The organism is Haloprofundus sp. MHR1 (assembly GCF_005155585.1).
GTDB lineage: Archaea > Halobacteriota > Halobacteria > Halobacteriales > Haloferacaceae > Haloprofundus > Haloprofundus halophilus.
Window position 1 is genome coordinate 150,804 of the sequence record NZ_CP039833.1, and the last position, 22,493, is coordinate 173,296.

The 22,493-nt window shown below is 68.4% G+C and carries 23 protein-coding genes; 13 read left to right on the forward strand and 10 right to left on the reverse strand.

The window, feature by feature from the left end; translation table 11 throughout:
• Positions 1-135: 135 nt before the first annotated feature.
• Together mutS and mutL are read left to right on the forward strand one after the other, a co-directional pair.
• Positions 136-2,895: a DNA mismatch repair protein MutS gene (gene mutS / locus FCF25_RS00690; protein ID WP_137046965.1), complete on the forward strand. Its 2,760-nt coding sequence runs from the start codon at positions 136-138 to the stop codon at positions 2,893-2,895.
• Positions 2,896-2,900: 5 nt separating this feature from the next.
• Positions 2,901-4,553, forward strand: a complete 1,653-nt coding sequence (gene mutL / locus FCF25_RS00695) for a DNA mismatch repair endonuclease MutL (protein ID WP_137046966.1) — start codon at positions 2,901-2,903, stop codon at positions 4,551-4,553.
• Between the two features lie 34 nt (positions 4,554-4,587).
• On the opposite strand, the gene FCF25_RS00700 is transcribed toward mutL, so the two are convergent.
• Complete coding sequence (locus FCF25_RS00700; protein ID WP_137046967.1) at positions 4,588-4,869, reverse strand: hypothetical protein; 282 nt, start codon at positions 4,867-4,869, stop codon at positions 4,588-4,590.
• Positions 4,870-5,090: 221 nt separating this feature from the next.
• On the opposite strand from FCF25_RS00700, the gene FCF25_RS00705 reads away from it, so the two are divergent.
• Positions 5,091-5,345 (forward strand): hypothetical protein, encoded by a 255-nt coding sequence (locus tag FCF25_RS00705; RefSeq protein ID WP_117594302.1) that lies wholly within the window; start codon positions 5,091-5,093, stop codon positions 5,343-5,345.
• Here FCF25_RS00705 and FCF25_RS00710 read toward each other — a convergent pair.
• Positions 5,302-6,285 (reverse strand): 5,10-methylenetetrahydromethanopterin reductase, encoded by a 984-nt coding sequence (locus FCF25_RS00710; RefSeq protein WP_137046968.1) that lies wholly within the window; start codon positions 6,283-6,285, stop codon positions 5,302-5,304. The genes FCF25_RS00705 and FCF25_RS00710 overlap by 44 nt on opposite strands.
• Before the next feature lie 238 nt (positions 6,286-6,523).
• Here FCF25_RS00710 and FCF25_RS00715 point away from each other — a divergent pair, with 238 nt between their 5' ends.
• Positions 6,524-7,678: a pyridoxal phosphate-dependent aminotransferase gene (locus tag FCF25_RS00715; RefSeq protein WP_137046969.1), complete on the forward strand. Its 1,155-nt coding sequence runs from the start codon at positions 6,524-6,526 to the stop codon at positions 7,676-7,678.
• A 38-nt stretch (positions 7,679-7,716) separates the two neighbouring features.
• Here the strand turns inward: FCF25_RS00715 and FCF25_RS00720 are convergent, their stop codons facing one another.
• Complete coding sequence (locus tag FCF25_RS00720) at positions 7,717-8,475, reverse strand: coenzyme F420-0:L-glutamate ligase (protein ID WP_137046970.1); 759 nt, start codon at positions 8,473-8,475, stop codon at positions 7,717-7,719.
• 43 nt (positions 8,476-8,518) lie between these two features.
• Positions 8,519-9,013, reverse strand: coding sequence for a metallophosphoesterase family protein (locus FCF25_RS00725; RefSeq protein ID WP_137046971.1), 495 nt, complete (start codon positions 9,011-9,013; stop codon positions 8,519-8,521).
• A gap of 90 nt (positions 9,014-9,103) precedes the next feature.
• On the opposite strand from FCF25_RS00725, the gene FCF25_RS00730 reads away from it, so the two are divergent.
• Positions 9,104-10,411 carry an NUDIX domain-containing protein gene (locus FCF25_RS00730; RefSeq protein ID WP_137046972.1) on the forward strand — a complete coding sequence of 436 codons (1,308 nt, stop codon included), beginning with the start codon at positions 9,104-9,106 and terminating at the stop codon, positions 10,409-10,411.
• 221 nt (positions 10,412-10,632) lie between these two features.
• Entirely contained in the window at positions 10,633-11,559 is a 927-nt protein-coding gene (gene ddh / locus FCF25_RS00735) for a D-2-hydroxyacid dehydrogenase (RefSeq protein WP_137046973.1), read from the forward strand.
• A 35-nt stretch (positions 11,560-11,594) separates the two neighbouring features.
• Here ddh and FCF25_RS00740 read toward each other — a convergent pair whose 3' ends face one another.
• Together FCF25_RS00740 and engB are read right to left on the reverse strand one after the other, a co-directional pair.
• Positions 11,595-11,822: a hypothetical protein gene (locus FCF25_RS00740; protein WP_137046974.1), complete on the reverse strand. Its 228-nt coding sequence runs from the start codon at positions 11,820-11,822 to the stop codon at positions 11,595-11,597.
• A gap of 136 nt (positions 11,823-11,958) precedes the next feature.
• The gene (gene engB, locus FCF25_RS00745) at positions 11,959-12,585 is read right to left on the reverse strand and encodes a GTP-binding protein EngB (protein ID WP_117594310.1); all 627 of its coding nucleotides are present in this window, start codon (positions 12,583-12,585) and stop codon (positions 11,959-11,961) included.
• Positions 12,586-12,808: 223 nt separating this feature from the next.
• On the opposite strand from engB, the gene FCF25_RS00750 reads away from it, so the two are divergent.
• The 3 genes from FCF25_RS00750 (at position 12,809) to FCF25_RS00760 (ending at position 15,748) form a co-directional block, all read left to right on the forward strand.
• The gene (locus tag FCF25_RS00750) at positions 12,809-13,519 is read left to right on the forward strand and encodes a 5-formyltetrahydrofolate cyclo-ligase (protein WP_137046975.1); all 711 of its coding nucleotides are present in this window, start codon (positions 12,809-12,811) and stop codon (positions 13,517-13,519) included.
• A gap of 64 nt (positions 13,520-13,583) precedes the next feature.
• Complete coding sequence (locus tag FCF25_RS00755; RefSeq protein ID WP_174786359.1) at positions 13,584-14,999, forward strand: TIGR00341 family protein; 1,416 nt, start codon at positions 13,584-13,586, stop codon at positions 14,997-14,999.
• A gap of 35 nt (positions 15,000-15,034) precedes the next feature.
• Positions 15,035-15,748 carry an SIMPL domain-containing protein gene (locus FCF25_RS00760; protein WP_137046976.1) on the forward strand — a complete coding sequence of 238 codons (714 nt, stop codon included), beginning with the start codon at positions 15,035-15,037 and terminating at the stop codon, positions 15,746-15,748.
• A gap of 578 nt (positions 15,749-16,326) precedes the next feature.
• Here the strand turns inward: FCF25_RS00760 and FCF25_RS00765 are convergent.
• Positions 16,327-17,343, reverse strand: a complete 1,017-nt coding sequence (locus FCF25_RS00765) for an NOG1 family protein (protein ID WP_137046977.1) — start codon at positions 17,341-17,343, stop codon at positions 16,327-16,329.
• A 139-nt stretch (positions 17,344-17,482) separates the two neighbouring features.
• Between FCF25_RS00765 and FCF25_RS00770 the strand changes: the two genes are divergently transcribed.
• A complete protein-coding gene (locus FCF25_RS00770; RefSeq protein WP_117594314.1) occupies positions 17,483-17,845 on the forward strand; it encodes a DUF5518 domain-containing protein in 363 nt (120 codons plus the stop codon).
• Positions 17,846-17,932: 87 nt separating this feature from the next.
• Positions 17,933-18,337: a DUF5518 domain-containing protein gene (locus FCF25_RS00775; protein ID WP_117594315.1), complete on the forward strand. Its 405-nt coding sequence runs from the start codon at positions 17,933-17,935 to the stop codon at positions 18,335-18,337.
• A 126-nt stretch (positions 18,338-18,463) separates the two neighbouring features.
• Here the strand turns inward: FCF25_RS00775 and FCF25_RS00780 are convergent, their stop codons facing one another.
• Positions 18,464-18,967, reverse strand: a complete 504-nt coding sequence (locus FCF25_RS00780) for a DUF367 family protein (protein WP_117594316.1) — start codon at positions 18,965-18,967, stop codon at positions 18,464-18,466.
• Positions 18,968-19,197: 230 nt separating this feature from the next.
• Between FCF25_RS00780 and FCF25_RS00785 the strand changes: the two genes are divergently transcribed.
• A complete protein-coding gene (locus FCF25_RS00785) occupies positions 19,198-19,536 on the forward strand; it encodes a nuclear transport factor 2 family protein (RefSeq protein ID WP_137046978.1) in 339 nt (112 codons plus the stop codon).
• A 14-nt stretch (positions 19,537-19,550) separates the two neighbouring features.
• On the opposite strand, the gene FCF25_RS00790 is transcribed toward FCF25_RS00785, so the two are convergent.
• Complete coding sequence (locus FCF25_RS00790) at positions 19,551-19,913, reverse strand: SHOCT domain-containing protein (RefSeq protein WP_137046979.1); 363 nt, start codon at positions 19,911-19,913, stop codon at positions 19,551-19,553.
• Between the two features lie 79 nt (positions 19,914-19,992).
• Positions 19,993-21,375, reverse strand: a complete 1,383-nt coding sequence (gene serS / locus FCF25_RS00795; protein WP_117594319.1) for a serine--tRNA ligase — start codon at positions 21,373-21,375, stop codon at positions 19,993-19,995.
• Positions 21,376-21,513: 138 nt separating this feature from the next.
• Between serS and FCF25_RS00800 the strand changes: the two genes are divergently transcribed.
• Positions 21,514-22,431: an MBL fold metallo-hydrolase gene (locus FCF25_RS00800; RefSeq protein ID WP_137046980.1), complete on the forward strand. Its 918-nt coding sequence runs from the start codon at positions 21,514-21,516 to the stop codon at positions 22,429-22,431.
• Positions 22,432-22,493 lie beyond the last annotated feature (62 nt).

Sequence of the window (22,493 nt, forward strand, 5' to 3'; positions counted from 1 at the left end):
GGCTGAGGCGCACACGTCTCTCGCTGTTCTATAACGGTCGAATCCACGTAACTTTGCCGGGCGTACGCGTGTGGCGCCGCGACGCTGCGGCCCGTTGTCGTGTGGCTTTTACCGCCCGCGCTCCCCTCTCTCGGTATGACCGCGGTCACGGGACCTCCGGCGAAGATGCGGGCGAACCGCGAGGACCTGACGCCGATGCTGAGCCAGTACTACGACCTCTGCGCGGCGTACGACGAGTTCCTGGTCCTCTTTCAGGTCGGCGACTTCTACGAGACGTTCTGCGAGGCGGCCGAGGAGACCGCCCGCGTGCTCGAACTGACGCTCACCCAGCGGGAGGACTCGACGGGCACCTACCCGATGACGGGCATCCCCATCGACAACGCCGCCTCCTACGTCGAGACGCTCTTGGACGCGGGCTACCGCGTCGCCGTCGCCGACCAGGTCGAAGACGCCTCTGAGGCCTCCGGCCTCGTCGACCGCGCGGTGACGCAGATCGTCACCCCCGGAACCGTCGTCGACGACGAACTGCTCGCGCCGGGGTCGACGAACTACGTCGCCTGCGTCGCCAGCGCGGAACGAGACGACGCCGGCCGCGCCACCGACGACAGCGACCCCGCACACCACGCCGTCGCCGCCGTCGACGTCTCTACGGGCGAGTGCCTCGTCACGAGCGCCGACACGCCCGAACGCGCGCTCGAAGAGCTTCAGCGAGTCGCCCCCGCGGAGGTGGTCGTCGGCCCCGACGCCGCCGTCGACCCCGCAGACCTCGACGGCGACGCGATGCGCACCGAGTTCGACCCCGACGCGTTCGAGCGCGACGCCGCCGGCGAGACGCTCGCAAAGTACGTTCCTCGGCCCGAGGCGGTCGTCGGCAACGACGCCGAACTGCGCGCGGTCGGCGCGCTGCTCGCCTACGCCGAGTACACGCAGGGCGACGAGACGCTGGAGTACGTCTCGCGCATCCGGCGCTACGACCCCCGCGACGGCCTCCGCCTCGACGCGACGGCGCTGCGGAGCCTCGAACTGTTCGAGTCGCAGGGACCATCGGCGGGACCGACGCTGTTCGACACCCTCGACGACACCGCCTGCGCGCTCGGTCGTCGTCGCCTCCAGCAGTGGCTCCGCCGCCCCCTCGTCGACCGCGAGCGCATCGTCGCGCGCCTCGATGCCGTGGACGAGCTCGCGTCTCGCTCCTTCGTCCGCGAGGACCTCCACGACCACCTGCGGGACGTGTACGACGTGGAGCGACTCGTCGCCCGCGTCTCCCGCGGCCGGGCAAACGCCCGCGACCTTCGCTCGCTGAAGGCGACGCTCGACGTGGTGCCCGAGGTCAAGGAAGCGCTCGAAGACGCCGAGAGCGACCGCCTCCGTTCGCTCCGCGACTCGCTCGACGAACTCGAAGACGTGCGCGACCTGGTGGGCAGGGCCATCGCGTCGGACCCGCCGATGGAGATTACCGAGGGCGGCGTCATCAGGGAAGGATTCGACGACGAACTCGACGAGTTACGCGCGACCGAGCGCGAGGGTCGCCAGTGGGTCGCCGAACTGGAGGAACGAGAGCGCGAGCGAACCGGCATCGACTCGCTATCGGTCGGCCACAACCAGGTCCACGGCTACTACATCGAGGTGACGAACCCGAACCTCGACCGAGTGCCCGACGACTACACGCGGCGGCAGACCCTCAAGAACTCCGAGCGCTTCTACACGCCCGAACTGAAGCGCCGCGAGGACGAGATTTTCGGCGCGTCAGAGCGCGCCGACGCCCTCGAATACGAACTGTTCAGAGACGTTCGTCGCGACGTCGGCGAAGAGAGCGAGCGCATCCAGTCGGTCGCCGACGCGCTGGCGACTATCGACGTGCTGACCACCTTGGCGACGGTCGCCGTCGAGAACGACTACACGCGCCCGGAACTCGGTGCGGACGGCATCCGCATCGAGGGCGGCAGACACCCGGTCGTCGAACGCCAGCAGGAGTCGTTCGTCCCCAATCCCACGGACCTCACCGACGAGCGAATCGCGCTCGTCACCGGACCGAACATGAGCGGCAAATCCACCTACATGCGGCAGGTCGCGCTCGTCGTCGTCCTCGCGCAACTGGGGAGTTTCGTGCCCGCCGACTCCGCTCGACTGCCGGTCGTCGACCGCGTGTTCACCCGCGTCGGCGCGTCCGACGACATCGCGGGCGGCCAGTCGACGTTCATGCGCGAGATGAGCGAACTGACGACGATTCTGCACCACGCGACCGAGAACTCGCTCGTCCTCCTCGACGAGGTTGGCCGCGGCACGAGCACGACCGACGGCCTCGCCATCGCGCAGGCGACGACCGAGTTCCTCCACGACGAGGTGGGGGCGACGACGCTGTTCGCCACGCACTACCACGAACTCACGGGCGTCGCCGAGGAGTTGCCCGGCGTCCGGAACCTCCACTTCACCGTCGAACGCGGAAACGACAACGACCCCGACGGAGACGAAACCGGAGCGGAGGTGACGTTCCTGCACCGCGTCGCCGAGGGCGCGTCCTCCTCGTCGTACGGCGTCGAGGTCGCGCGGATGGCCGGCGTGCCGAGTTCGGTCGTCGAGCGCTCCGAACGACTCGTCGACGACTCGCAGACCGGCGACGGCGGTGGCGACAGCACCGACTCGGCGACCCAGACCCGCCCCGAGTCGCGCCCGACTCGGGCCGAGAACACGTCGCTCGTGTCGTTCTCGACGAACGGACAGTCCGCTGACGAGACCGACGAAACCCCCATGCTCGCGGAGCGACAATCGACAGACGGCACCGACGACCGCCTCCGCGAGGTGGCCGAAACCCTCCGCGACGTCGACGTGGCGACGACGACGCCGCTGGAGGCGTTGACCCTGCTGAACGACCTCCAACGCACCCTCGACGAGTAGATTCGATGATCTCACGATTAGACAGCGAAACGATAGCGAAGATCGCCGCCGGCGAGGTAGTGACGCGCCCGGCCAGCGTCGTCACCGAACTGGTGGAGAACAGCCTTGACGCGGGCGCGACCCGCGTCGACGTGACCGTCGACGGCGACGGCACCGAACGCATCCGCGTCGCCGACGACGGCGCGGGGATGGGCGAGGACGACGCCGCCCTCGCCGTCGAACGCCACACGACGAGCAAACTCGACGGTCCCGACGACGTCGACGCCGTCGACACGCTCGGATTCCGCGGCGAGGCGCTGCCGAGCATGGCATCGGTGGCGACGCTCGACGTGACGACGAACGACGGCGGCCCGCGGGGGACCCGCGTCGTCGTCGAAGACGGCGAGAAGCGCGTCGACCCGGCGGGACGCGCCGTCGGGACGACCGTCGAGGTCCGCGACCTCTTTCACAACCGCCCGGCGCGGCGGAAGAGCCTCGCCGCCGCGCGAACGGAGTTCGGCCGCATCAGCGACGTGGTGACCCGGTACGCGCTGGCGAACCCCCGCGTCAGATTCTCGCTCACCCACGACGGCCGCGAGACGTTCAAGACGACGGGAACGGGCTACACCGACGCCGTCCTCGGCGCGTACGGCCGCGACGTGGCCGGACAGAGCACCGAGTTCGACCACCGGACGACAGTCGAGTTCGACGGAGACGAGTACTCGCTCGAAGTCGAGGGGCTGCTCGTCTACCCCTCCATCACCCGCGCGCAGCACAGCCACGTCCACACCGCCGTCAACGGCCGGGCGCTGCGCGACGAGGTGGTCCGCAGGGCGGCGGTCCGCGGCTACGGTAACCTGCTCTCGAACGGTCGCTTCCCCGTCGCCGTCGTCACCGTCTCGCTTCCCCCGGAACTGGTCGACGCGAACGTCCACCCCGCCAAGGAACGGGTCGCCTTCCGCGACGAGTCGGCCGTCGCCGACGCCGTCGAGACGGCGGTAAACGACGCGCTCACGACCGCCGACCTCCGCCGGAGTGCCGCCGTGGCGATGGACCTCGACTCGTCTCTCGCCTCCGCCTCCCGCGACTCCGACTTCGACGACGTGAGCGTCATCGGGCAGTTCCGCGAACTGTACCTGCTCTGCGAGGCCGACGACGACCTGCTCGTCGTCGACCAGCACGCCGCCCACGAGCGCGTCAACTACGAGCGTCTCCGGGCGGCGCTCGACGGCGAGGAGGTGGCGTCGGTCGACGTCGACCCCGCCCAGACGCTCTCGCTGTCGCCGCCGGAGGCCGCCGCGGTGGAGAGCCACCGCGAGACGCTGTCGAGACTCGGCTTCGACCTCGACCCCTTCGGCGGGTCGGCGTTCCGACTCACCGCCGTCCCCGCGCCGCTCGGGCGCGTGCTCGACGCCGACGCGCTCCGCGACACGCTCGACACCCTCCGGGCGGGTGCGAAACCCGAGGAACTGCGCGACGAGTTGCTGAAGGACCTCGCCTGTCACCCGTCGCTGAAGGCGGGCGACACGCTCTCCGGCGAGGACGCGACGGCGCTCCTCCGGCGACTCGGCGAGTGCGACCAGCCGTACGCCTGCCCGCACGGCCGCCCGACGGTGCTCTCCATCGAGGAGGAGGCGCTCGTTCGCGGTTTCCAGCGCGGGCAGTCCCGGTTGGCGTAGTCGGGCGCTGCCCTCGCTTCGTCTCGCTACCGCGCTACCACGGCTTGCAGTCGATACAGACGAACCCGTCGGTCTCCTCGTCGCGCCAGCGCCGCTGGACCGTCTCGCCGCAGGCGTCGCAGGCCGCGCCCGTCGACGACCATCGGAACGTGGCGACCGCCGGTTTCGCGTCCTCGGCGTCGCCGTCGTTCGGTGACTTGATGTCGCCGTCGTTCGGTTCGCTCCGCTCGGTGTCTTCCTCTGGCGACTCCCCGTCGCCGACGCTGTCCGCCCCCGACTTGCCGAGGAACTCGTCCAGCGAGCGGTCCTCTCCCATGCTCGTTCGTCGTCGTCGGCGACGCTTAAGCGGTTCCGTTGAACGGTTCACGCGGTGCGCTCGGTGTCGGAGACGAGCGACCGGACGAGGATGCCGAGTGCGGCCAGACGGGACGCCGAATGCGACCGGACGAGGACGCCGAACACGGCCATCGCCGTGAACGGCGCGACGACGGACGCTAACCACCAACACCCATATACCGGCGGTTCCAACGCCCGTGCATGGTTACGATACTCGACTTCCTCACACAACTCGTCGTGAGCGCGTTCCAACTCGTCGGCCTGTTCGTCACCGACGTGCTGCTGTCCGGCGGCGACGTCGTCTCCACCGTTTTCCGCGCGGTTTCGATGGCCGCCGGCGGCGCGATGGTCGTCGGCGCGTCGCTCGTGCTGCTCTACCTCGCCGCCGGCGCGGTCGTCCGCGAGTTCGGCGTCAACGTCTCGTCGCCCGGTCGTACGCGCGTCCGGCGAGACTGATCGCGGATTCGAGGTCCGGACCGAGCGGCGACCCGACGACCACGCCGTCGGCGTGCCGAAGCACCTTCTCCATCCGCGTCGTCACCTCGCCGACCGTCCCGGCCATGCAGAACGCGTCGACCATCGCGGGCGTGACGAGGTCGAAGGCTGCTGAAAACTCGCCCGCGCTTATCTTCTCGCCGATTTCGCCGGCCCGCTCGCGGTCGATACCGTGTCGCTCCAGCACCGGTGGGGCCGCCCCCGCGGCGATGAACGCGACCGGCGGCCGGGCGGCCTCGCGCGCCGACTCTCTGCCCTTGGCGACGCTGACCGAGGCGTAGGCCGCGAGGTCGAACTCGCTGCGCTCGTCGGGTCGGTCCGCGAGTCCCTGTTCGACCTGTTCGCGCGCCCACGCGAGGTCGTCGGGGTGGGAGCCGTTGAACAGGAGGCCGTCGGCGTGCTTGGCGGCCATCCGGCACATGTGCGGCCCCTCACCGCCGACGTACACGGGAATCTCGCCCGGCGGGTCGTAGTTCAACCCGGCGTCGTGCGCCTTGAACGTCCCCTCGTGGTCGACGCGCTCGCCGTTCCAGAGCTTCTGTGCGACTTTGAACGCCTCCAGCACGGGTCGGAGGCCCCGCTCGTCTTCGAGGCCCAGATTTCGCAACGTCGAGGGATCGCCCGGCCCGATGCCGAACGTCGCGCGGCCGTCGCTGGCTTCCGCGAGCGTCGCCACCTTCGAGGCGAGCGTGACGGGGTGCGTCTCGAAGGGGTTGGCGACGCCCGGGCCGAGTCGAACCGAGTCGGTCGCGGCGGCCAGTTGTGAGAGGACGGCGAACGCGTCGCGGTTGTTGTAGTGCGCGGAGACGAACACCGAGTCGAACCCGGTCTCCTCGGCGGCGACGCCGAGTTCGACGAGTTCCGAGACCGGATGTTCGGGCGTCAATTCGATGCCGAGCATCACCGCTCACCTCGTCTCGTCGGTCGGCGGCGGGAGTGGCGGCGCTTGCGGGGTGTCGTCATTCGTGTGCGCCGAGGGTGTGCGCAAATAAAAAGACCGGCGTCCCGTCACGACCTGCCTCTGTCTGCGCGCACTTCGCCGGTTCCGGCCGCCTGCGTTCGCGTCACGTCGTCGCCCACCGTCGCGCGCGAAACGCCGCCACGCGAACGTTTTTGCGGCGCTGGTCGCCACCACGACCATGGCAACACCCACCGAACGCGTCCGGGCGGTCGACCGCTCCAGCATCCGCGTGATGTTCGACCTCGCGGAGGCGACCGACCGCGACCTCGTCCGCCTCGAAGTCGGCGAACCGGACTTCGACACGCCCGAACACGTCGTCGACGCCGCCGCCGAGGCCGCTCGCGCGGGAGAGACGCACTACACCTCGAACGCCGGCCTCCCCGAAGTCCGCGAGGCCATCTCCGGGACGATGGCCGACCGCTTCGACGTGGAGGTCGCCGCCGACGAGGTCGTCGTCACCAACGGCGGGATGGAAGCGTTGCTGCTCGCCGTGCTTTCGACTGTGGGCCCCGGCGAGGAACTGCTCATCCCCTCGCCCAGCTGGCCGAACTACTGGGCGCAGGCGAAACTCGCCGACGGCGTCCCCGTCGAGGTGCCGATGCCCGCAGACGAGGGCTACTCGCTCGACGTCGCGCGCGTCACCGACGCGCTGAACGAGAACACCGCCGCGGTCGTCCTCTGTTCGCCCTCGAACCCGACGGGGCGGATGTACGACGAAAGCGCGATTCGAGAGGTTGTCGCCGCGGCCGCCGAGTACGACGCCTACGTCATCGCCGACGAGGTGTATCTGGGACTCGCCTACGACCGCGACCCGACGGGCATCGCGGCGCTCACCGGCCATCCCGACCACGTGCTGACCGTCAACTCCTGTTCGAAGACGTACGCGATGACGGGGTGGCGCGTCGGCTGGCTCTGCGGCCCCGGCGAAATCATCGACGAGGTGACCAAGATTCACGAGAGCACCACCTCGTGCGCGTCGAGCGTCGCCCAGCACGCCGCGCTCGCGGCGCTGACGGGTCCACAGGAACCGGTCGAGGCGATGTACGAGGCGTTCCGCGAGCGCCGCGACTACGTCGTCGATCGCGTCGACGGCATCGACGGTCTCAGCTGCCCGAAACCGCAGGGGGCGTTCTACGCCTTCCTCGACATCGACGTGGAGGGGTCGAGTCTCGACGTGGCGAAGGAACTTCTCACGGAGTACGGCGTCGTGCTCGCGCCCGGCGACGGCTTCGGCGACGCCGGCGCGGGGAAGCTTCGGCTCAGTTTCGCCAACAGCCTCGACCGACTCGAACTCGGCTTCGACCGCATCGAACGCGCGCTCGACGAGCGCTGAGTCGCTTCGCCGCGCGTCGCGTCGCTCGCCGAATCCCTTCAGTTCGACTCGAACGTCCACTCTCTGAGCGCCTGCCGGACGAAGTCGCCGTCGACCTCGCGGAAGTGCGCGTCCGACCCCTCGTGGTCGCCGAACTCGAAGCCGCGGACGACGACGACGGGCGTGCCACCGTCGCCCTCGCCGGCGACGAGGTTCGCCGCCGCCGCGAGTTCGTCGACGACGTTCTGGACCGTCACGCCGAGTTCGCGGCCGTCGCGGTCGGACTCGCCGCGCCAGTCGCGGGCGGCGGGCATCCCGGCCCAACCGATGGCGACGCCGCGCTGGCCGTGGCGGAACGGTCGCCCGCAGGTGTCGGTGACGACGACGCGGTCGGCGGGGAGTTCCTCGCGGATGCGCTCGGCGCTCTCGGAGGGTCGTTTCGGCAGGAGGAGGAGGTCCGCGTCCGCCACGTTCGAGCGGTCGATGCCGGCGTTGACGCCGACGTGGCCGAAGCGCGACTCGGTGAGGAGAAACGGAGCCTCCATGATAATCTCGGTGCTCTCCTCCAGGACGGCCTGTGCGAATCGCGGGTCTTTCTCGTCGCCGGAAATCGCTTCGAGGCGTGCGGCGATCTCTCTGGCGCGCGGCCCCGCCGGGAACTCCGAGAGCTCCGCGAGGCGGCCCTCGCTCTTCGAGACCACCGTGCTGGCGACGCAGACGACGTCGTCCGGTTCCAGTTCGATACGCTCGCGAATCAGCGCCGCGAGGTCGTCCCCCGGCCGAATCTCCGGGAGGTCGGGGACGGCGAGCAGTTCCATACTCCGAGGTTGCGGAGCGGCGTGAAAAGCGCCGCGCTGCCGGTTAATCGAACTGCAACTCCTCGTACGGTCGCAGCGCCGTCTCGTACTCGCCGTCTTCGACCTGCGCGACGAACATCGTCGGTTGGGCGGTCGGCGGCGCGCCGGTCGCGCTGCCCGGACGAAGCACTCGAACGCCGTCGACGCGCTCGTCTGTCGGGTCGTGGTCGTCGCCGAGGACACCGACCACGTCGAGGTCACCTTCGGAGTCGTCGCCGACGGGAGCGCCGTCGAGACGCTCTCGCACGGCGTCGGCGAGGCGCGCCCGGTCGCGGGTCACGACGAACGTGACGCCCTCCAACTCGACGGCTTCGACCGGTTGAAGGTCCAACTCCGACGGGTCGGCGTCGCCGGCCACCGCCGTCAGCATGCCGTCGGTGAGCGCCAGCACCGTCTCGTACGCCTCGACCGAGTCGAACTCCCCGGTGTGGAGCGTGTAATCGGCGTCGGCCAGCCGAGTCCGAACCCACTCGGGGAGGTCGTCCGCACTCGACGGAATGTGCGTGTCGCCGAGTTATAGCAACCTGCATACGGAATAGACGGCCACGTCGACCACAAAAGTCGTTGTGCCGGTCGACTAACGTCGCGTATGACTCACGTCGTAACGGTCTTTCTCCGCGGCGGCGCGGACGTCCTGCTGGTTCGACGAAGCGACGCCGTCGGCACCTACGCGGGGCTGTGGGGCGGCGTCTCGGGCTACGTCGAGGGCTCGCCCGAGGACGCCCCCGCGGACGCTCGCCGCGAGGTACGCGAGGAGACGGGCATCGACGGTGCGACGCTCGTCCGCGCGGGCGACCCGCTCGACGTCACGGACGAAGCGAACGACCGCGAGTGGACCGTCCACCCGTTTCTGTTCGACTCCGACTCGCGCGAGGTGTCGCCCAACGAGGAGCTCGCCGACTGGGAGTGGCTCCCCCCGCAGTCGATGCTCGACCGACCGACCGTTCCGAAGCTCTGGGAGACGTATCGACGCGTCGCACCGACCGTCGATAGCGTGCGAGGGGACGACACCCACGGCGCAGCGTACGTCTCGGTTCGCGCGCTCGAAGCGCTGCGCGACGAGGCGGCGGACGTCGCGCGCGGCCTCGAACGCGGAAGCGGCGGGGGAGGCCGTGAACACGGCGACGACGGTGAGGACGGCTGGGCCCGCGTCGCCGCCGTCGCCCGCGAGCTCCGCGACGCTCGGCCGGGGATGGCCGTCGTCGCCAACCGAATCAACCGGACGATGTCCGAGGCGGCGGAGAGCGGCCAAACGCCGGCGGGCGTCCGCGACGCGGCGGAGGCGGTGATTCGAGCGGCGCTCGACGCGGACGAGGGGGCGGCGGCGCGGGCGACCGAACTCCTCTCGACGCTCGACGAGGGCGCGATAGCGACGCTCTCGCGCTCCGGGACGGCGACAGCCGCGCTCTCGGCGACCGAACGGCCCGTGCTCGTCGCCGAGTCTCGGCCGGGGGGCGAGGGCGTCGACGCCGCCGAATCGTTCGCGGAGGCGGGACTGGACGTGACGCTCACGACGGACGCGGCGCTCGCGCACGTCGCCGCCGAGAGCGACGTTTCGGCCGCGTTGGTCGGCGCGGACACGGTCTTTCCGGACGGGAGCGTCGCAAACAAAGCGGGGACGAGGATGCTGGCGCTCGTCGCCGAGCGCGAGGGAGTCCCTCTCTACGTCGTCGCCGCCGCGGACAAAGTGAGCGCAGACGACGAGTTCTCGCCGGAGTCGCGGCCCGAGTCGGAGCTGTACGACGGGGCGGCGCCGCTGTCGGTCGAGAACCCGCTGTTCGACCGGACGCCCGCGGCGTTCGTCTCGGGAGTCGTCACCGAGTCGGGCGTTCTCGACGCCGAGGAGGTGGCGCGGTTGGCCGAGGACCGACGCGAGTGGCGGGAGTGGAGCGAGTAGCGGTTCGGCCTCCGTCGACCGCGCCGCGACGGCGGACCGTGACGGTCAAAACCCCGTCTCTCGTACTCCCGGTGGGCGACAGTGACGAGGGTTACCCCCTCCGAGCCCCTTGTGACGACACCCTCACTCCGAGTCGCCCTTCCTCACGACCGCCAGCGACGACTCCGGCGGATTCGACCGGCCTCGAAACGTTCAGGAGCGTCCTCCGTGACGTACCCCGTATGAATCTCACTCGCATCGCGGTTCACGAGTCGGTCGAGGAGGCGCTTCCCGGCGCGGCGCTCGCGGACGCGCTGTCGGACCTCGACGTCCCGGTCGAGCAGGTCGAAGACGGCACCGAGTTCGGGTCCGGCGACGCGGTCGTCGCCTTCGGGCCCGGGACGGGCTTTCTGGACGCCGACTGGGTCCACTGCATCCGCGCGGGTTACGACGAGTTCGACGTTCCGGCCTACGAGGAAGCCGGCGTCGCGCTGACCAACAGCACCGGCATCCACGGGACCACCATCGGCGAGACGGTGGCCGGGATGATGCTCTCGTTCGCGCGCGGACTGTACGTCTACCGCGACGCGCAGAACGAACGGGAGTGGACGCGCCTGCCGTACGAGCGACCGTTCACCGTCGACGGCGAGCGAATCTGCGTCGTCGGCCTCGGGACGCTCGGCCGCGGCATCGTCGAGCGGGCGAACGGCCTCGGGATGGACGTCGTCGGCGTCCGCCGGTCGGGCGACCCCGTCGACGGCGTCGAGACGGTGTACACCCCCGACCGCCTGCACGAAGCTATCGCCGACGCGCGGTTCGTCGCGGTGGCGACGCCGCTGACCGAGGAGACGGAAGGGCTCGTCGACGCGGCCGAGTTCGAGGCGATGCGCGAGGACGCCTACCTCGTCAACGTCGCTCGCGGTCCCGTCGTCGACGAGGACGCGCTGGTCGCGGCGCTCCGCGAGGGCGAGATTGCGGGCGCAGGGCTCGACGTGTTCGCCGAGGAACCGCTTCCCGAGGACTCGCCGCTCTGGGAGTTCGAGCAGGTCGTGCTGACGCCGCACGTCGGCGCGATGACGCGCGACTACCACCGCGATATCGCCGGCCTCCTTCGGGAGAACGTCGAGCGGGTTCGGGACGGCGAGGAGATGGTCAATCGGGTCGTCTGAGCGGTCTGACACTCGGCGACGGAGACGACGCGGCGTCAGAAGTAGCTGGAGCGACGCCCGACCCGCGTCTGCGGGTGAAGCGGCCGTTCCGTCCCGCTGGTCTCGCGGTCGTCAGCCTCGTACTCCGTGACGTACTCGTCGACGATGTCGGCGAGGAGGTCGTCGACGGAGCAACCCTCCTCCGCGGCGATATCGGTGACTTTCGTGTACTGTTCGGTCGTGAGGTGCTGTGAGAGCACCGTCTCTGTCTGTTTCGTAGCCATGGATGTCACCGGCGCAGTGAGAACAGCACGAGGGACCATAAATCGTGTATGGGTGTTCTTGACTATATAGAGACAGTTCGGCCGTGGTCTATACAGCGCGGCAGTCGAGAGCCGACCCGCGGACGGGACCGCGCCGCTACTTCACGAACTTCAGTAAGTCGTCTCGCTTGGCCTCGTGAAAGTGGAATCGGAGCGCCTCCTTGAGCGGTTCGATGCTGCCGCGTTTGGCGCTGATGGGGGCGACGACCTCGCCTTCCCACTGCTCCCACGGCGGAAACAGGCCGAGACGGTCGCAGAGTTCGTTCAGTCGCTCGTCCCTGTCGTCGACTTTGTCCATCTTGTTGACGGCGACGACGACGGGGACGTCGAGTTCGTCGAGGAAGTAGAACATCTCCACGTCGTGGGGAATCTCGTCGTCGTTCGTGTGGCGGTCGATGATGTCGACGACGCTCTTGCCGTCGACGACGAGCACCGCGGCGAGAATCGAGTCGGCGTTGTCCTCGATGTAGCGGACGATATCGGTTTTGATCCGCTCGCGACGGCCCTCCTCGACGCCGGACATGAAACCGAAGCCCGGGAGGTCGGTGAACATGAAGCTCTCGGCGGCCCAGTCGAAGTGGTTCGGCTCGCGGGTGACGCCAGGCTTCTTTCCGGTGCTGAACCCGGAGTGGCCGGTCAACTCGCGCATCAGCGTCGACTTCCCGACGTTCGACCGGCCGACGAACACCACCTCGGCGTCGCGGTTCGGTCGGTTCTCGAACATACGCTCGATAGTTCGCTCGGCCGGATAAACGCCGCGGGACGCGCCGCTCGTCGTCGTCGACTCCCGTCCGCGCCGCCGGACGCCGTTCTCGCCGGGGGGCGTCGCTCCGGGCCCGTCCGAGGCCGCCCGACTCGGGGTCATTCGGGTCTGTCCGACTCGGGGTCGTCCGAGTCGGGCGCGGACCCGGTGATCTTTTCGTGGCGTCGGCGACAACCCCCTCGCGATGGAGAAACAGGACCTCCGCGAACGCGTCTGGACCACCCTCGAAACCGAGGGCGTCAACCGCTTTCCGTACCCGCCGGAGGGCCGAATCACGAACTTCGCCGGAGCGAAAGCGGCCGCCGACGGACTCGCCGACACCGACGAGTGGCGAGCGGCGGAGACGGTGAAGGCGAATCCCGACGCGCCGCAGCTGCCCGTTCGACGCCGAGCGCTCCGCGACGGCAAGACGGTCTACGTGGCCGTCCCCCGACTCCGCGACGAGGAACCGTTTCTGAAACTCGACCCCGCGGAGATAGCCGACATCGACGCCGCGACGACGATCTCCGGGTCGGCGAAGCACGGCGTCCCCGTCGGCCCCGACGAGATGCCGCACGTCGACTTCATCGTCGCCGGCAGCGTCGCCGTCGCCGAGACGGGTGCACGAATCGGCAAGGGAGAGGGGTACAGCGACCTCGAGTTCGCGGTGCTTCGGGAACTCGACTGCGTCGACGACGAGACGACAGTGGCGACGACGGTCCACGAACTGCAAGTCGTCGACGACGCCGAGGTGACGCCCGACGCCCACGACGTTCCGCTCGACCTCGTGGTGACACCCGAGCGGACGGTTCGGACCGAGACGCGGTACGACCGGCCCGGCGGCGTCGACTGGAACGCGCTCGGCGCGGAGAAGCTCGCCGAGATACCGGTACTACAGCGTCTGGAACCGAACTGAGCCCGCCGTCTCCTCGGACGACCCACTCCTCAGGATATTTCCCCTCTCGCTGTGAGTATCGGGTGTGCGACTCGTTCAGGTGATGGTTCCGGCGGGCAAGCGGGAGGCGATTTTGAACCTCCTCGACGACGAGGGCATCGACTACGCGCTCTCAGACGAGACCAGCGGCCGCGAGTACATCGCCATCGTCTCGATTCCGTTGCCGACGAACGCGGTCGAACCGGTGCTCGAGAAACTCCGAGAGACGGGAATCGAGCGCGACGCGTACACCGTCGTTCTCGACGCGGAGACGGTCATCTCGCGGCGCTTCGACGGTCTGCGAGAGAAGTACGCCGAGGAGGAGGACAACGGCGACAGAATCGCCCGCGAGGAGCTCGTCGCCTCGGCCGAGCAACTCGCCCCGGAGATGCCGGTGTTCGTGACGATGACGGTGATCAGCGCCGTCGTCGCCACCGCGGGACTGCTGCTCAACGACGCCGCGGTCATCGTCGGGTCGATGGTTATCGCGCCGCTCGTCGGCCCCGCGATGGCGACGAGCGTCGGCAGCGTCGTCGACGACCGCGACCTGTTCCTGAGAGGGGCCAAACAGCAGATCGCGGGCGGTGCCCTCGCCATCGTCAGCGCCGCCGTGTTCGCGTTGATTCTCCGTCTGACCGGCATCGCGCCCTTCGGCGTCCAGGAGGTGTTTCAGGTTCAGCAGGTGCGCCTCCGTCTCGCGCCCGACGTGCTCTCGCTGGCGGTGGCGCTCGCGGCGGGCGTCGCGGGCGCGCTGAGCATCTCTTCCGGGGTCTCGGCGGCGCTCGTCGGCGTGATGATCGCCGCGGCGCTCGTCCCGCCCATCGCCGTCGTCGGCATCGGTATCGCGTGGGGGAGTCCGGCGACCGTTCTCGGGTCGTTCGTCCTCGTGTTGGTCAACTTCATCTCGATAAACTTCACCGCTCTCGGGGTGCTCTGGTACATGGGGTACCGCCCCGTCGACCTCTTTCAGCGCCCGAGCGCCGAAGACGCGACGTTTCGACGCATCCTGGTGCTCGGCGTCGCCATCCTCGTGCTCTCGTCGTTTCTCGGGGGCGTCACGTACGCCAGTTTCCGGACGAGTAGCTTCGAGGAGACCGCCCGAACGTCCGTCGACGCGGTGCTGTCCGAACACGAGGACCTGACGCGTCTCAACCTCGAAGTCCAGTACGACGACGAGATTCCGTTCCGTCAACCGCGGCAGGTCACCGTCACGGTCGGCCACCCGGTCGGTATGGACCCGCCGCCGGTGGCCGACGCCATCGTCGAGCGCATCCGCGCGAACACGAACGCACCGTTCGGTATCGCCAGTTCCGAACGAACCACGGTCGTCGTCAGATACGTCGAAATCGACCGGTCGACGGACCGGACCGGGTCCGTGTCGCAGTCGGAGGAGGTAGCAGCCCGGTCGGCGGTTCCCTCGCGGACGCGCGCGGCGGTATGTAAAACGGCTCTTTGTGCTTAGCGCGCCTTGATAGTTTCAGGTGACTATCTGACGGTATGCGCCTCAGATTACCCGCAGTCGTGTTGGCCGTCGCGCTGTTGACGGCCGGGTGTCTCGCACCGTTACAGACCTCGTCTCCGTCCGCCGCCGACGGTCAGCAGCTCTCCGTCTCCGGGTCGGGCGAAGCCAGCGCCGACCCGGACGTCGCGGTGCTCTCGGTCACAGTCGAAGCGCGCGCCGACAGCGCCGCCGAGGCCCGCGACACCGTTGCTAACCGCTCCGACACGCTCGTCGCGGCGCTCGTCGACGCCGGCGTCGCCGAGGACGATATCACCACCCAGTACTACGCCGTCCAGCCCGACTACGACCACAGCGGCGAGGAGCGTCGGGTCGTCGGCTACACCGCCCGCCACGCCTACCGCGTGGAGGCGACGCCCGACCGCGCCGGCGAACTCATCGACGTCGCCGTCGACAACGGCGCCTCCCGCGTCGACGGCGTCCAGTTCACGCTGAGCGACGAGAAGCGCGCCGAACTCCGCGAAGAAGCCATCGACGCCGCCGTCGCCGACGCCGAGGGCGAGGCGTCGAGTCTCGCTTCGGCCGCCGACCTCGAACTCGGTGAAGTCAGAACCCTCTCGACGACTAGCGCGAGCGACCCGTACTCGCCCCGCTACGAGATGGCCAGCGACGCCGGAGCGGCCGGGACGAGCGTTCGCCCCGGACCGGTCTCCGTCACCGTGACGGTGCAAGCGACGTACGCGGCCAACTGAGCGACGAAGTAGAGTGGTCCGATTGGTCGTCCGCTGACGCCACCTCCCTCCGCGGTTCGCCTCCCGCTGACGCCGTCTCCCTCCGCGGTTCGCCCCGCTGACGCCGCCTCCCCAACGGTTCGCCCCCACCTCCCCGCTGACGCTACCGCCCTCCGCGGTTCGCCTCTCGCTTCCCCGCTGACGCGGCCCCATCCGCTCGACCCGATACACTCCTACTGGTGCTTCGGACGCTTTCTCGCCGATACTGTCCCCTCGCTCGGTGAGCGACGACGGTTCTGCCGAGCGTGCTGCATCGTCACCTCGTCGAACACCTGCTCCCACCAGGCCTAAGTGTGCTAATAACCAACACGGAATGCAGTATGCACTCACCCATCACTCGCACGGACAAGTCCGCGTTTGACCGGGTTCGAGATGCAATCCTCAACCGCGGTGACAAGGAGGACGACGAAACGCCGATGGGGCCCGGCACGCCCACGCCTGGATGACCGTCTACCGGTAGCGGACAGCCGTTCGGGCGCTATCCAGTCACTTTATTTCGGAAACCTACCGAACACTTCGAGGGAGCCCTCGGCTTCGGCTTACTCGCGCCGCGACGGCGGGATGTCAGGTTCGAAGCCGACGGCGTCGACGGCCATGTCGAGCACGTCGTCGACACCCTCCCCTTCGGTGACGCTCATGTAGGCGTCGGCGTCGACGTCCGTCGAGCGGTCGCTCTTGTTACAGACGGTGAGGACGGGCGCGTCGAACCGTCGCTGCAGTTCGTCGCGGAGCTCCAACTGCGCGTCGAGCGGGTAGCCGCAGTCGCCGCTGGCGTCGACGACGAACAGCACGGCGTCGGCGAGGTGTTCGAGTGCGCTGACCGCCTGCCGCTCGATGTCGTTGCGCTCGGCTTCGGGTCGGTCCAGGAGGCCGGGCGTGTCGATAATCTGGTAGCGGATGCGGTTGCGCTCGAAGTGACCGAGTTGGACGCCTTTCGTCGTGAACGGGTAGGAGGCGATTTCGTTGCTCGCGCGGGTCACCGTGTTGACGAACGACGACTTGCCGACGTTCGGGTAGCCGGCGACGACGATGGCCGGTTCGTCCGGGCGCACGTCGGGGAGATTCTTCAGCGCGTCGCGCGCCTCGCTGACGCGCAGCAGGTCGTCTTCGACCTGCTCGATTATGTCGGCCATCCGCGCGAACGCCTGTTTGCGGTGTTTTCGCGCCGTGTCGATGTTGCTGCGGCGGAGCTTCGAGACGTACTCGCGGTGGAGCTCTTTGATTTGACGCCCGGCCCACGTGAGGTTCGCGAGGCTCTGCCGGAGCGTGTCGACGCCTCCGTCGCCTTCGATATCGTCGGCCTCAGACGCGAACGTCCCTTGCCTGCGGAGCACGGCGTCCGCGAGTTCGTAGTAGAACGGGTCGACCGTCTCGAAGTCCGGCCACGCCGTCACGACGTTCTGGACGTTGTCCGAGAGGATGTTCGCCGCCGTCTGCAGCATCGACTCCTGGGCTTCGAGGCCCGACTTGGCTCGCCCCGCCCGCGCCGCCCGCGAGAACGCTTTGTCGATGAGCTCCTCCGACCGGGGCGTCGTCGGAAGATTCTCGAAAATCATGGTCATCCTTTGACGACGGGCGTACTAAAGGGCGTCCGTTTGTGTGGCCCGTGCGCCAACGTTTCACGCTCGGTTCTCTCCGGGGCCCAAATCCGGCCCAGGCACGACGCTTTTGCCCCGTGACGACCTACGTTCGCCCATGACAGATTGGCGCGCGGTCGGCGTCGGCTTCGTCGTCCTCCTCGTCGTCGGAGCCGTCGGCCTCTCGGTACCGATAGTCGGACAGATCGGCGCGGGTCTCATCGGCGGGTTCGCGGCGGGCTACCTCGCGGGCGGGAGTCTCGGCCGCGGCGCGTGGCACGGCCTCGTCGCGGGGTCGATCTCGGGTATCGTTCTCACCCTCTTCGTCGCGCTGCTCGGCGGCCTTCTCGGCTTCGCCGGCGGCCCGCTCGGCGGTCTCGTCGCCGGCGGCGGCATCCTCGTCGTCGGCGCGGTGATCACCCTCCTGTTCGCCGTAGACAGCGCGCTCGCGGGTGCGGTCGGCGCGTGGGCGAAGAGCTGAGTCGACGCCGCGTCTCGCCGGTTTCCGGGAGTGTCCGAGAGTTCGTCAGACGAGTTCAATATCCTGCGTCGCGTTCTCTCCGTTGCTATGGCAGAGTTGAACTGGCGCGCAATCGCCATCGGATTCGTCGTCACGCTCGCACTCGGACTACTCGGCGGCAACGCGATCCCGCTGACCGACCTCACGCTCCCCGTCGTCGGATGGGGTGTGACGGGTATCGTCGGCGGACTCGCCGCCGGGTACGTCGCGGGCCACGGAATGGGCAACGGTGCCGTCAACGGTATCGTCGCCACGACTATCGGCGCGATACTGGTGTACGCGGTGCTGGCGGTTCTGGGGACGGTACTCCTCGGCTTCGTCGGCCTCACGTTTGCGCTCGTCGCTCTCCTGTTCCTCGGCCTCTACGCCATCCCCGGCGCGGTCGGCGGTGCGATTGGTGCCATGCTGAAGCGTTCGTCGCCCGTCGACCGGACCCAACCGACCGGTCGCTGACGAACCCAAACCGATTTTCCGCATTTTCGACGTTGCTGACGCTCCCGCGTCCGGTGACTATACTCCCGCATCCGGTGACTACACTCCCGCGTCCGGTGACTACTCACTCCCGCGTCCGGTGACCACTTACTCCCGGTCGAGATACTCGGCCTGCACTTCGACGACTTCGGTCGAGTCCGCACACGAAGCGTAGCGCCGCAGCGGCTCCTCGTTCAGTTCCAGAAAGGTGTGGCCCCACGTGAACTTCGAGAGAATCTCCTCGGCGTAGTCGTCGTGACCGAAGATACAGAGCGCCGCCGCCAGCGCCTCCACCGTCGTGAGTTCCATCGGTCGGCCGAAGTTCACGGGGTTGCCGGCGACGAGAAACGGCAGTGCGCGGTGGATGCCGCCGAGCGTGAACATCGCGCGTTCGGCGGACTCCCACGAGCAGTCGAGCGCGACGAGTCCCCGCTCCTCGGCCCGTGGCGCGTCCGCGGGCGACAGCGCCTGGTCGGCGTGGGGGTTGAGGATGACGCCGCGGGGCGCCGCCCGGTCGGTACGATGTAACTCCGTGAGGTCGAATCGGGCGAGTTTCCTCGCCGTACATTTTGTCGGGTCGTCGTCTCCCTCGTACCGGACGTGAAGCTCCACACCGAGGATGGACGACCGTAGCAGAAAAACGCCTCGTTCGCCGGCCGGACGACGCGTCACTGCGAGCGTTTATCCGCGATGACGGGGCCACCTCGCCTCGTGACCTGACGAGCCGACGCGCGTCGAACGAGGCGGGAGCGCGAGCATCCGACGTGCGACTTCGACGACCCACCGATTCGCTCGTCTGTTCGCCAAAACCATCATACGGCACCACCACGGAGTGAGGACACATGGACCACGTCGCCGTCGTCCGCGCGTACTACTCGGCGCTCGACGAACACGACTACCCGGCGCTGTCTGACCACCTCGCGCCGACGTTCGTCCACGACCGTCCCGACAGGACGCTCGACGGCCGCGAGACGTTCGTCTCGTTCATGCGCGACGAGCGACCGAACAAGCGCACGAGTCACGAACTCGACGAGATATACGAGAACGGCGACGGCTCGGAGCTCGTCGTTCGCGGCCGTCTGCTCGGCGTCGACGGCGAGCGCCTGTTCGAGTTCGTCGACGTCCATCGGTTCGAAGGTGACGTCGTCGCCGAACTTCGGACGTTCGCGAGAGACGACTAACTCAGCGGGAGTCGCTACGTCTCCCGTTCGAGGCGCTGTCGGCGTGATTCGTACTCCTCGTCGGTCAGTTCGCCGCGGGCGTAGGCGACCCGAAGTTCTTCGAGCGCCCGGTCGCCACCGCGCTCACCGTCACCGCCGAGCGCGCGGAGTAACAGGTAGCCACCGCCCAGCACGGCGAGAAGCGGCACGAGCATCCAGAGGGCCATCACGACGAACGCCCCCACGCCACCGCCCCACGCGTCGCCGGCCATGTGGCCGCCCGCCCACCATCCCATCGGCGGCCCGCCGACCAACGCCACCGTCAGCAGCGGCAGTGCGACCAGTATCGTTAACCCGACGAGACCGATTCGAGCGACTCTCGTAACTGTCTGGCCCATGAGAGAGGGTAGGCGTCGAACGAGAAACAGAGTGTCGCCGATTCCCGGCGAGAGGGAATCAGTCGAGAAAGGCCCGAACTCAGTCCTTCTTGCCGGCACCGACGGCGCTCTCGCCGACCGGTTCGTGGCCCTCGATGACCTCGCGGCCGCCCATGTACGGCCGGAGCGCCTCGGGCACCGTCACGGTGCCGTCGTCGTTCTGGTAGTACTCCAGCAGCGCGACCATGACTCGGCCGACGGCCGTTCCCGAGGCGTTGAGCGTGTGGAGGTACTCCGCCGACTCGTGGCGCTCGGGGCGGTACCGGAGACCGGCGCGGCGCGCCTGGAACTCCTCGAAGTTCGACGCCGACGACACTTCGAGCCACCGACCGCCGCGGTCGGGGCCGTCGTCGCTCTCGGTGCCCGGTGCCCACACTTCGATGTCGTACGTCTTCGCCGACGCGAAGGTGAGGTCGCCGGTGCAGAGCGTCAACACGCGGTACGGCAGGCCCAGGCGCTTCAGCACTTCCTCCGCCTCTTCGACTAAGGCCTCGAGACGGTCGTAGCTCTCCTCGGGTTCGACGAAGTTGACGAGTTCGACCTTGTTGAACTGGTGGACGCGGACGATGCCCCGCGTCTCGGTTCCGTGTTCGCCCGCCTCGCGTCGGAAGTTCGGCGTGTACGCCTGGTGTTTGAGGGGGAGGTCGTCCCTCAGCAGAATCTCGTCGGCGTACATGTTCGTCACCGGCACTTCGGCCGTGGGACAGAGCCACAGGTCGTCGTCCTCGTACGCTTCGGTCTCGCCGCCGCCGATGCGGTAGGCGTCCTCGGCGAACTTCGGTAACTGTCCCGTGCCGACCATCGACGCGCTCTTGACCGGAATCGGCGGGAACAGGTCGACGTACCCCTGCTCGCGGTGGACGTCGAGGAAGAACTGGATGAGCGCGTGTTCGAGCATCGCTCCTTCGCCCTTGAGGAAGTAGAATCCCGACCCGGTCGTCTTCGCGGCGCGCTGCTCGTCGATGATGTCGAGTTCCTCGCCGAGTTCGAAGTGCGGCGTCACCTCGTCGGGAAGGTCACGCAGGTCGTCGAACCCCCAGCGGCGGTCCTCGACGTTGTCGTCCTCGTCGTCGCCGACGGGTACGTCCTCGTGGGGGACGTTCGGGAGTTCGAGAAGCGACTCCTGCAACTCGGCTTCGAGTTCGTCGGCGCGCTGCTCGACGTCCTGAAGCTTCTCCTTCAGTTCCTGTGAGCGAGCGATGGCCGCGTCGGCCTCGTCGTCCTTCCCGTCGGCTTTCAGTTGGCCGATCTCGCTCGACACCTGGTTGCGCTCGTGCCGCAGGTCGTCGCCCTCGCTCTTCAGCGAACGCCACTCCTCGTCGACGGTCAGAATCCGGTCGAGGTCCACGTCGTCCATCCCCCGCTGGTCGAGGGCGGCCCGGACCTCCTCGGCGTGTTCCCGGAGGTACTGTCTGCTGAGCATTTGTTCGAGATTCAGTCGGCCCCGGCAAAACCGTGTCGCATCCGTGTGCCGTCGTCTCACCGTCGCCGTCGCGTCGCCGCCTCTGGACACGGTCACCGCCGTCCGAACGCTTTTCTCCGCCGCGGACGCCAACGGTACATGGCAATCGGCGACGTCGCTCCAGTTCCCGGTACCGAGGACACCTACTACGTCGACACCGGCATGTACGACACCGAGTCGTACGGGTCGGTCTACCTCGTCGACGCGGACCGACCGGCGGTGGTCGACACGGGCATCGGCACCCACTACGAGTACATCCTCGACGCGATGGACGAGGTCGGAATCGACCCCGAGGCGGTGGCGTACGTCCTCCCGACGCACGTCCACCTCGACCACGCGGGCGGCGCGGGCTTTCTCGTCGAAGCGTGCCCGAACGCGTCGGTCCTCTGTCACGATATCGGCGTCCGCCACCTCGTCGACCCCTCGCGTCTCGTCGAGGGGACGAAAGCCGCCGTCGGGGACCAGTGGGAGTTCTACGTCGACCCGAAACCCGTCCCCGAAGAGCGCATCGACGGCATCGAGGGCGGAGACGAGATAGACCTCGGCGACCGGACGCTCGACGTGATTCACGCGCCGGGACACGCGCCCCACCAGGTGATGTTCCACGACCGCGAGACGGACGCGCTCTACACCGGCGACGCCGCCGGTATCTGGGTCCCGAGCGAGAACGAGATTCGGCAGACGTCGCCGCCGTCGCAGTTCGACCTCGAACAGTGCCTCGAAGACGTCAACACCATCGTCGAGCGCGACCCCGAAACGCTCTGTTTCGGTCACTTCGGCCCCTGTGAGTTCAGCGAGGAGCTGATGGGCGAGTACAAGCGCATCCTCGTCGAGTGGGTCGAAGCGGTCCGCCGCCAACGCGAGGCGCTCGACGACGACGAGGCGGTCATCGACCACTTCGCCGAACACACCGATATGGCGGGGACGTGGGGCGAGCGGAAGGCGACCGCCGAGGAACGGTTGAACGTCCGCGGCGTGTTAGGCTACCTCGACTACCGCGACCAGCAGCGCGAGTAACGCCGCCGACGGTTCGTTCTCTCCCTCGGGTCGATTCAATCCTATACAACGCACGCCGCGTT